Origin of the sequence: Streptococcus infantis, assembly GCF_047464215.1 — a bacterium.
Taxonomy (GTDB): domain Bacteria; phylum Bacillota; class Bacilli; order Lactobacillales; family Streptococcaceae; genus Streptococcus; species Streptococcus infantis_P.
On the sequence record NZ_JASHCG010000012.1, the window covers coordinates 51,373 to 61,552 of the forward strand.

Below are 10,180 nucleotides of genomic sequence, written 5' to 3' on the forward strand. Positions count from 1 at the left end.
TTTGTTTTTCAATTATTCTTCAGTTCTAAGGAAGTTTTTAGCAACAAGAGCTGCAAGAACTCCACCAACGATTGGTGCAAGGATGAAAATCCAAACTTGTTGAAGAGCTGCGCCACCCACCAAGACAGCTGGAGCCAAGCTACGAGCTGGGTTTACTGAAAGTCCAGTGATGTTCAAGCCAGCTAGAATCAAAGCTGTCAATGACAAACCAATCACCAAACCAGCGATTGCGCCATTACCTTTGCTTGCTGAAGTTACAGTCATGATGACCAAAACAAATAAGAAAGTTGCAATTGTTTCAAACAAGAAACCACCAAAAACAGTTACACCATTTGCCAAGGCATTTTCACCAAGACTTGCAGTTGACATACCTGAATTTGCCAAGAGGAAGAAGACAGATCCTGATGCAAGGAAAGCACCAACCACTTGACCGAGGATGTAGTTTACAAGCTCTGAAGATGACAAACGTTTGTTAACAAACATAGCGATAGAAACAGCTGGGTTCAAGTGAGCACCTGAAACAGTTCCAACTGAGAAAGCTGCGACTACGATTGCCAAACCAAAAGCAAGAGCAATTCCAAGGTGTCCAAGTCCTTCAATACCATTTCCAAAAACAACAGCTCCTGTTCCGATGAACACAAGCATAAAAGTACCGATTAATTCAGCAACAAATTTTTTCATGTTAAATCTCCTTTTTTCAAACTATGTATTAGTCTATCAGAAGAAGGAAAGGGTTTCAAGAAATGTGCTTGGAAATTTTGTGCAAATTTTCACATTTGATAATCAAAATCTAATATTGGAAAGATTGAATAGCTTTTTTCAAGTCATCTTGTAAATTATTTCTCTGGTCGAGTTGAACATAGACTTCTAAGAGACAGGATCTGAAATTGGAAAATTGATAAAAATCTTCCCTCTCTTCTATCTGGAAATCAAGTGACTTTATCCAAGAAGCCAGTGTCGCTTGCTCCACCTTTCCTTGCAAAATAGGTTCGTAAAGGACTCTGGCCAAGCGCCAGTCCTCATCATCTATAAATCGAACCGAAATTCTTTTAAATAGTTGGCCAAGTATGTCAAATACTTCATGAACTCTATTTTTAGAAAAGTCTGGATGACAAACAACTTCAGTCAAAAGATCAGCCCCATGAGCAAAAGCATGCACCCAACCATACTGACTTGAAAAACCTGTCGTATCCTCTTCTTTTTCAAGGTAATGCAAACCTTGATCGAGCATCGTATTTCTGATATCAGTTTTTAGCTCTCGATAAAAAAGAGACTGTTCATTACCATCAGCAGATAAGAGATTGGCATAAATAAGGGCCCTAAAAGAACGTTCAAGCGTTGAAGCTCCTGTCTTATCAATCTCTTTATCTAGCCCATCATCAGAGACAATCTCAGCAGCAATCAACTGAAATTGCTCCTTGATAAATAACTCTTCTTGAATCCCCCTAGCCAAACTGGTAAAAACCAATTCATCGCGAATCTCTGGACTAGTATCCCCTATGTGCTCAAGTAGCCACAGGAGTTCTTCTTGACGATAACTCGGTTTTTCTTCTACTACTTTTCTTTTCAATTCTGGATACATCTGCCTACCTCTTTTTATGAGTTGTCAAAAAATCATCCGCAGATGACTTTATATTAAATTCTTAAGGAAATAGAATCTGGGATAACTGGTCTAAAATGAAGTAAATAACTATCAGTAGCAGCTCTACAGCAAGTTCAAATTTAACATCACGACCTTCAACGGCGTTTTTGAAAATAGCTACAGCTAGTCCAATACAAACCCAGGAGCATTATTCTAGAACAACCTTTCTATTCCTTTACTCCCCCAACTGGGCACTATAGGCAATAATTTGGTCAACCGTGTCTGACAAGAATTGAATCGTATCACGAAGTGGTTTATCTGTTGAAATATCCGCACCGATAATCATAGCTGACTCAAGCGGTGTCTTGCTACCACCTGACTTAAGCAGATTGAGCCAATCTTCAGCTCCAGTTTCAGAATGTTTCAGATGAAGATAACCAGCAGTCGAGATGACTAGTCCTGCCGAGTAAGTGTAGCTATACAAGCCCATGTAATAGTGAGCTTGGCGCATCCAAGTCAAAGCCGCATCATCATCGATTTCAATGGCATCTCCCCAGAAATCCGTCAAGACTTCCTTCATAATACTGTTGAGTTTACTTGCTCCAAAGGTCTCCCCTTCTTCAATCAATGTATACACCTTACGCTGGAAGGCTGCTTCCAAGAGGTGAGTAATGAAATTATGAAAGTAAGTATCTGTCAAACGGTGAGCCAGAGCGAAGCGTTTTTGACGTGGGTCGTCAGACTGGTGCTCCAAGTAATCACTGAGGAGCAATTCATTGAAGGTCGAAGGCGCTTCAACATAGTAGGTCGACATGTGGGCATTAAAGTAGCTTTGATGATTATCTGAAAAGATGAATTGACCAGAATGCCCGATTTCATGAATCAAAGTATAGACATCGCTCAAACGGCCTGTCCAGCTCATGAGAACATAAGGATGCACGCGATATGGGTCCGCTGCATAGCCACCAGAATCCTTGCCACTATTGGCAGCAAAGTCCACCCAGCGCTCTTCTTGATAGCGAGCAACTTCCTGACAATATTCTTGCCCCAAAGGTTCTACTGACTTCATGACCAAATCATAGGCGTCGTCAATAGTCACTTCAGGATTAAGAGCGCTATCCAAGTCCAATTTCCAGTCAGCAAAGGTCATCTTTTCAAGACCATTGACCTTGGCAACATGCTTGAGGTATCTCTGGGCAACTGGCGCAAAGTCCTTCATAATGAGGTCAATCTGGCGGTCAAACATGGCACGGTCCACTTCTTGTTCAGCTAGAAGATAATCAAAGACTGAGTCGTAGCCCTTCATATCAGCCAAGAGTTTTTCAGACTTTACCTGGGCTAGATAGGCTGCAGCAGCCGTATTTTGGTGCTTACGAAGTCCTTCTGAGAAGGAACGGAATGATTTCTCACGAACCTCAGCGTCCTCATGGTTTTGGTAGAAATTCTCATAGGTCACAAAGCTGTTTTTGTATGTCTTGCCATGGGCTTCAAAGTCAGCCATTTCAAAATCCCCAGCACGCATCTTAGTGTAAATGTCCTGCGGACTGTAGAAAACTTCACCGAGATTGGTCAAGGCTTTTTCCACATCAGCCCCTAGATAGTGGGCTTTTTTGATTTTGGCCTGACGAATGGCAGCTGTTAAATGTGGCAATTTACCCAAACGGTCTAAGACTTCCTCATCAGCTTCCACCAAGGCATCGTCAAAGAAGGTCAAGGCTACACTGGCAGCTGTTTCGAATTCCATCCCAGCTTGAGCAATATTGGCAAATTCGTCATTGCTATAGTCTGTCGTCTGAGGCATAAAACCATAGTTACCAATATGGCTCATCTGAATGTAGATTTGTTCCAATTCTGCAAAGGATTTCTCGAAATCCTCAAAAGTACGAAGATTTCCCTTGTAGTCACGGCTAAATTGGTCGATGTCTTCACGAGCTTTCTCGATTGCACGCAAGAAATCCTCACGGTCTTGGTATAGGGCTGTTAAGTCCCAGAGTTCCTTCTCTGGAAATTCTGAACGGTGTTTTTGTTCCATTTTCTTCCTCTTATTTCTCTAATTCTAATAAAACACTAAGGGCTGATAAGGCGTAAAGTGGTGCTGTTTCTGCTCGCAAAATGCGAGGGCCAAGTCCTGCCAATACTGCTCCCTTAGCTTCAAAACTTTCGATTTCTTCAGGTGACAGACCACCTTCTGGACCAAAGATAAAGAGCAGTTTGGCTCCTTTTTCAAGACCAGAGACCGCTTGTAAGAGCGCAGCGGCTTCTCCTTCTTTTGCTGATTCTTCATAGGCCACTATGATAGAGTCAAATTGGTCCAGTTGAGCTAGAAAATCTGCTTTTTTCTCGAAAAGCTGAATACTTGGAACAATATTACGTTTACTTTGTTCTGCTGCTCCAAGGGCAATTTTTTCTAGTTTTTCAACCTTTTTACCCAATTTCTTGCCATCCCACTTGGCGACCGACCAGTCGGCAGGAAAAGCCCAAATCTGGCTGGCACCTAGTTCCGTCACCTTTTGAGTGATAAACTCCAACTTATCTCCCTTGGGAAAACCAGATGCAATGGTCACTTGAACGGGCAGTTCCACATTGTCATCTAGTTCTTCTACCAATTCAAACTGACGAGCTTCCACATCCAGCACACGCGCCAAGCGCTTAATTCCATCATCAAAGACCAAAGTAACCTCATCATCTTCTTTCAAGCGCATAACCTGAAACATATGCTTGCTGGTTTCCCTGTCCTCGATGGTGACAGGAGAGTTAGCACTGCCTTTGACAAAATACTGCTGCATCCTAGCCTCCAATCACACCGGAGATATCCTTGGTCTTCTTGAAGACACAGGCATTCCACTCCCCTTGAATCATGTGGGTTTCAAGGAAAAATCCAGCTGACTCAGCTGACTCACGCACCATGTCCCACTTGTCCTTGATTATACCACTCATGATGAGGTAGCCTTCGTCCTTGACCAAGCGATAAGCATCCTCCGTCAGATGAATGAGGATATCCGCCAAGATATTAGCCACGATAACATCTGCCTCAATTTCCACTCCTTTAAGCAAATCGCCTGGGGCTACATGGATGTTTTCCATACAAGGATTGAGCTCGATATTTTCCTGAGCGACCCGAACTGCTACATCGTCTAGGTCATAGGCGAAGATTTCCTTGGCACCTAAAAGCGAGCTGGCAATAGAAAGAACGCCTGAACCAGTCCCTACATCTAGCACTGTTTCACCACCACGAAGAACTTGCTCCAAGGCAAAGAGGCTCATCTTGGTTGTTGGGTGCGTTCCCGTTCCAAAGGCCATGCCAGGGTCCAGCTTGATAATTTTTTCTCCCGCAGTCGCCTCATAGTCCGTCCATGATGGCACAATAGTCAAATCATGAGTGATGCGAGCTGGTTCATAGTATTTCTTCCAGTTGTCCGCCCAATCTTCCTCAGCCAAGGCAGTCGTCCCCATCTTGACCTCTCCCAAATCCATAAAATCTGTCAATTCTGCCAGACGTGCCTGCAAGGCCGTCTCAACCACTGCCACATCCACCGTGTCAGGGTAGTAGGCCGTCACCACAATTTCTTCTTGTTGCTCAACCTCTGGGAAAATCTCACCAAAGCGATCCACATTTCCCACATAGTCCATGCTGTCTTCAATCGCAACACCTTGGGCACCTAGCTCAATCAAGAGATTGGAAACCAATTCCTCTCCCTCACGCTTCACTGTAACTTTTAACTCTTGCCATGTTTCCATCATTAAGATACCAAGCCCGTAAAACACAAAGCCAAAATAGGAAACTCTCTGAAGACGCTTGTGTCTAAGAAAAGTTTATCTTTTTGGCACAGTGTTTAGGGCGGATTCAGTTTAGAAATTTAACTGAACCATCCTTTCTATTTCTCTATCAATTTTTTCATGTAGACCATATCCATGCCTTCTTTTTCAGGTTCGATATGGGTTTGTTGGTAGCCATTCTTCTCGTAGAAGGCGACCATGCCTGCATCCTGTAATACCGTACACAAATCCCATTGTCTAACGGTTGAAAATTCCTCTTCTAGCAAGCGCAATCCTTCAGATCCATACCCTTTTCCCTGATACGGAGGCAAAATCGCTGCTGTTCCCAACCAAGCTTTCGTTAACTCTTCATTAGTCTGAATTCGTAGAAATCCGATTTTATCTTCGTTTTCTTTTACAAAGTAGTAATAGCTATTGGGACGCTCTACTAATTTCCACTTAATTCGTTCGTGGTCCTCCAGATAAGGATCGTATTCATCTTGGTATTTGTCATAAACAGCCTTAAAGCTGGCTCTCTGAATTGCAATGATGGTCTCCAAATCCTCTGCTCCTGCTCGTTCAAGTCTAATCATAGTTACTCTCCATATAATCTATCAGTCTATCCTGCAATTGGGGAACAACTTGACTGGATGCCAAAAATTCCTCAATGCTCATGAGTTTATATCCCTGACCTTCATCTCCAAAGGTGATACTGTCAAACTGATCCTGACTTAACTGACCGACCATAAATACTGACTGTCTGCCTTCATAGAGCATGCTGGGATAGACCTTACTCCAGAGCAGGCAGTTTTCATTTAAATGAATTCCCAGTTCCTCATAAACTTCACGCGCTGCGCACTCGAAAGGACTTTCGTTTCCTTCACGACCACCACCTGGCAACTCCCACATGTTGGGACAAGGGATATCGTCCTTGTCATCACGTAAGATGGTCAGTAGCTCTTCTCCACAAAATAGAGCAATTTTGCAGCCTGTGAAATCTGAAATGTCTATATCCACTACAATCTCCTAATATCTCGGATAAGGATAAAATTCTCCCTCTTCCAAGCCTGCTTTTCCTTCTTCAAAGACTTCTTGGTTCCATTCCATGACAAATTCTTCTGCTTCTGGGTCTTCCAAAAAGTCCATAAGGGCATCTAGTCCGACCTCGGCAGTATCCTTAAGAAATAGCGCAAAATAAGCTAAGAATTCACGAGAAAAACCTTTTTTAGGGAGATATGGAATAACAGTCAAATAATCTTCCTCATTGACTGTTGACTTGGCAGGATTGTAAAAGAGCACTGCTTCTTCAAAGAGGATATCGTCTGACGACACCTCTCCATCCTCATCCAGCATCTCCACTCCTGCAGCATTTTGCGCCTCTAGCAGAAAACTCACTTCAACCGCATGATTGCGCTTGTCCCAGCTAATCTCATAGTCAAAAGGAAAGTTCTTGTCCAACTCTTCTTGTAAAATATCTAAAAATCCGTATGTTGCCATTTTGTCCTCTTTCTATACGACTCTTAAATCGCCCCGAATACTCGGAAATATGCTAAAATAGATACTACCATATTACCACATTAGTATCAGAAAATCCATGTTAGAAAGGACTGCTATGCCAGACAATCTCGCGCTTCGTATGCGCCCCAAAACCATCGACCAGGTCATCGGTCAAGAGCATCTGGTGGGCCCAGGAAAAATCATCCGTCGCATGGTGGAGGCCAACCGTCTATCATCCATGATTCTCTATGGACCTCCAGGCATCGGAAAAACCAGTATCGCTTCGGCCATCGCTGGAACGACCAAATATGCCTTTCGGACCTTTAATGCCACTGTTGATAGTAAAAAACGTCTTCAAGAAATCGCTGAGGAAGCAAAATTCTCAGGAGGGCTTGTATTGCTACTAGACGAAATCCACCGTCTCGACAAGACTAAGCAAGACTTCCTCCTTCCTCTCTTGGAAAGTGGATTGGTTATCATGATTGGGGCGACAACGGAAAATCCTTTCTTTTCTGTCACTCCAGCCATCCGCAGTCGTGTTCAGATTTTTGAGTTGGAACCTCTGTCTAACCAAGATGTCAAAGAGGCCATTCAAATCGCCCTGACTGATCCTGAACGAGGTTTTGATTTCCCAGTTGAGTTAGATGATGATGCCCTTGATTTTATCGCAACATCTACCAATGGAGACCTCCGTTCTGCATTCAACTCGCTGGATTTGGCCGTTCTCTCCACTCCGGCAAATGACGAAGGCATCCGCCATATCACGCTCGATATCATGGAAAATAGTCTGCAGAGAAGCTACATCACCATGGATAAGGATGGAGACGGACATTACGACGTTCTCTCCGCTCTGCAAAAATCCATCCGTGGATCGGATGTGGATGCTAGTCTCCACTATGCAGCTCGCTTGATCGAAGCTGGGGATCTACCAAGCCTCGCTCGTCGCTTGACTGTGATTGCCTATGAAGATATTGGCTTAGCCAATCCCGATGCCCAGATCCATACCGTAACTGCTTTGGATGCTGCACAGAGGATTGGTTTCCCAGAGGCTCGCATTCTCATTGCCAATGTCGTCATTGATCTGGCACTCTCGCCCAAGTCAAACACAGCCTATGTGGCTATGGATAAGGCTCTGGCTGACCTTAAAACGTCTGGTCACTTACCAATCCCAAGACACCTGCGAGATGGTCACTATAGCGGTAGCAAGGAGCTAGGCAATGCTCAAAACTACCTCTATCCTCATAGCTATCCTGGCCACTGGGTCAAGCAAGATTATTTACCAGAAAAAATTCGCGACCATAGCTACTTCTCACCAGAAGATACTGGGAAATACGAACGTGCCCTAGCTCAACGCAAGGAAACCATAGATAAATTACGAAATTTGTGAAATCCTATCCAAATAATTACATTTACCCCTTGATTTTTTTTGAAAAAGTGGTATTATATAAACATAGAAACGCTGTGGTGTACGACCTCACACTTAAGTGTTGACCGACTATTTTTTGTATTATTAGGGAAACAAAAGTCTTCTAACAGCATGTAGGCCGTCTCACACGGAAACAGCTTCAGTTAGAGCGAGTTGCCCACCTGCTTAATTGCGCGGGTTCAATACAAACCGTGAAGTTTCGGCACCAATACAGCTTTTTTGTTTGCCTCCTTAGCTCAGCTGGCAGAGCAGCGGACTCTTAATCCGTGGGTCACAGGTTCGAACCCTGTAGGGGGCATCTAAACAACAGGAAAAAGCCTTGAAATCAAGGCTTTTTTGGTTGTCATTTTGTTTTTTATACCAAATTTTGTACCAAAAAGTTTATATTCACAAAATAAACGAGTCTCATCCAAAGACTCGTTATTTATCTCACACTCGTTTTCGTCGAAAAAACCACCTCGAAGGTGGTTCCTTTCTATCAATCGTCCATCACTCCGCCTGTGAGTTGGTACATGAGATAAATGTGCTCCAGGACTTTGACTTTATCCATATGTTCCACATCTTTAAAGCCTCCTAATGCTAGTAAAGGAACAAAACCGAAACATTGGTTATATGACAAGGGACCATGTTTTAACACAGCCTGTCTATATAAATCCAGTTCAAAGTTATCAGTCACATATGAGTTATCTAAATACTGAAGAAAATATTTCAAGCTCTTGATAATAATGTCGCAGTTTTGAAGATTGTATTTTACAATACCAACAAATTCATTCTCTTCCCAAGTAATAATATCTCCAAAAGCTGTTACGAACAGCGGAAAAAGAAGTAAGGAACTATTCATAATAATAGCCGTAGCAAATCTTTGCATTTTTGTCTTATCTTTTTTAAGATAGTACTATTAAAAAAGAAAAGGTGAAAATCATGGAAACATATACACTTGCAAATGGGGTTACTATTCCTAAAATTGGTTTTGGAACTTGGCAAATTGCTGAAGGCGAAGAAGCCTATAACAGCGTTAGCTTCGCACTTAAGGCTGGTTACACACATATTGATACCGCACAAATTTACGGTAACGAGGTTTCTGTAGGTAAGGCGATTGCTGATAGTAATTTGGCACGTGAGGATATTTTCCTAACTACCAAACTTTGGAATGATAAGCACGATTACGAGTTGGCTAAGACTTCTATCGATGAGTCTCTCGAAAGACTTGGTGTGGATTATTTGGATCTTTTGCTTATCCATTGGCCTAATCCAAAGGCGCTTCGTGAGAATGATGCTTGGAAGGCTGGCAATGCGGGTGCATGGAAGGCTATGGAAGAAGCTTACAAAGAAGGTAAGATGCGTGCTATCGGTGTGTCTAACTTTATGCAACATCACCTAGAAGCTCTTATTGAAACAGCTGAAATTTTTCCACATGTCAATCAAATCCTCTTGGCTCCAGGTTGTGACCAAGAAGACTTAGTTGCCTATTGCCAAGAGCGCGATATCCTTCTTGAAGCCTATAGTCCACTAGGTACAGGTGGTATTTTTGGAAATGAAGATGTTGAAGCAGTGGCTGAACGTAACGGTAAATCTGTGGCACAAGTTGCTCTGCGTTGGAGCCTTCAAAAAGGTTTCTTGCCACTACCTAAGTCTGTAACACCTAAAAATATAAAAGGTAACTTGGATATCTTCGATTTCGACTTATCAGAGGAAGATATGGCAGTCTTGGATAAGATTCAAGGCATCAAAACTCAGGATGATCCTGACACAGTTAATTTTTGATAGGATTTTAAGCAACCCATCAGGGTTGCTTCAGAACGAAGACAAACGTCATTGTTGGCGTTTGTCTTTTTGTATTTTCCAAAATAGTTTGTCTCATCATCTACTAATCTATCCAAAAATTTGAATTTGAGAAAAATAAAAAGGGATATTCTCTA

At 42.7% G+C, this 10,180-nt stretch carries 10 protein-coding genes, 1 tRNA gene and 1 pseudogene; 3 read left to right on the top strand and 9 right to left on the bottom strand.

Annotation, left to right across the window (positions count from 1 at the left end; translation table 11 throughout):
- Positions 1–12: 12 nt before the first annotated feature.
- From QM469_RS07825 to QM469_RS07860, 8 genes are all read right to left on the bottom strand, one after another.
- Entirely contained in the window at positions 13–681 is a 669-nt protein-coding gene (locus QM469_RS07825; protein WP_414276489.1) for an MIP/aquaporin family protein, read from the bottom strand.
- Positions 682–790: 109 nt separating this feature from the next.
- Positions 791–1,582 carry a DUF2785 domain-containing protein gene (locus QM469_RS07830; protein WP_075231898.1) on the bottom strand — a complete coding sequence of 264 codons (792 nt, stop codon included), beginning with the start codon at positions 1,580–1,582 and terminating at the stop codon, positions 791–793.
- A gap of 235 nt (positions 1,583–1,817) precedes the next feature.
- On the bottom strand, positions 1,818–3,614 hold the full coding sequence (gene pepF, locus QM469_RS07835; protein ID WP_414276490.1) for an oligoendopeptidase F: 1,797 nt from the start codon (positions 3,612–3,614) through the stop codon (positions 1,818–1,820).
- A 10-nt stretch (positions 3,615–3,624) separates the two neighbouring features.
- A complete protein-coding gene (locus QM469_RS07840) occupies positions 3,625–4,368 on the bottom strand; it encodes a 16S rRNA (uracil(1498)-N(3))-methyltransferase (RefSeq protein WP_049531871.1) in 744 nt (247 codons plus the stop codon).
- 1 nt (position 4,369) lies between these two features.
- The gene (prmA, locus tag QM469_RS07845; protein ID WP_414276493.1) at positions 4,370–5,320 is read right to left on the bottom strand and encodes a 50S ribosomal protein L11 methyltransferase; all 951 of its coding nucleotides are present in this window, start codon (positions 5,318–5,320) and stop codon (positions 4,370–4,372) included.
- 137 nt (positions 5,321–5,457) lie between these two features.
- A complete protein-coding gene (locus tag QM469_RS07850; protein ID WP_153224866.1) occupies positions 5,458–5,931 on the bottom strand; it encodes a GNAT family N-acetyltransferase in 474 nt (157 codons plus the stop codon).
- Positions 5,924–6,355, bottom strand: coding sequence for an NUDIX hydrolase (locus tag QM469_RS07855; RefSeq protein ID WP_322741472.1), 432 nt, complete (start codon positions 6,353–6,355; stop codon positions 5,924–5,926). Before QM469_RS07855 ends, QM469_RS07850 begins: the two co-directional genes overlap by 8 nt.
- A 9-nt stretch (positions 6,356–6,364) precedes the next feature.
- The gene (locus tag QM469_RS07860; RefSeq protein ID WP_414276491.1) at positions 6,365–6,835 is read right to left on the bottom strand and encodes a DUF3013 family protein; all 471 of its coding nucleotides are present in this window, start codon (positions 6,833–6,835) and stop codon (positions 6,365–6,367) included.
- Between the two features lie 115 nt (positions 6,836–6,950).
- Here QM469_RS07860 and QM469_RS07865 point away from each other — a divergent pair, with 115 nt between their 5' ends.
- Complete coding sequence (locus tag QM469_RS07865; protein WP_414276494.1) at positions 6,951–8,222, top strand: replication-associated recombination protein A; 1,272 nt, start codon at positions 6,951–6,953, stop codon at positions 8,220–8,222.
- 264 nt (positions 8,223–8,486) lie between these two features.
- A tRNA-Lys gene (locus QM469_RS07870) sits at positions 8,487–8,559 on the top strand.
- 180 nt (positions 8,560–8,739) lie between these two features.
- Here QM469_RS07870 and QM469_RS07875 read toward each other — a convergent pair.
- Positions 8,740–9,081, bottom strand: a pseudogene (locus tag QM469_RS07875) (T6SS immunity protein Tdi1 domain-containing protein); the annotation flags it as partial.
- A 101-nt stretch (positions 9,082–9,182) separates the two neighbouring features.
- Here QM469_RS07875 and QM469_RS07880 point away from each other — a divergent pair.
- Complete coding sequence (locus tag QM469_RS07880; RefSeq protein ID WP_414276492.1) at positions 9,183–10,025, top strand: aldo/keto reductase; 843 nt, start codon at positions 9,183–9,185, stop codon at positions 10,023–10,025.
- The last annotated feature ends 155 nt before the right edge of the window (positions 10,026–10,180 follow it).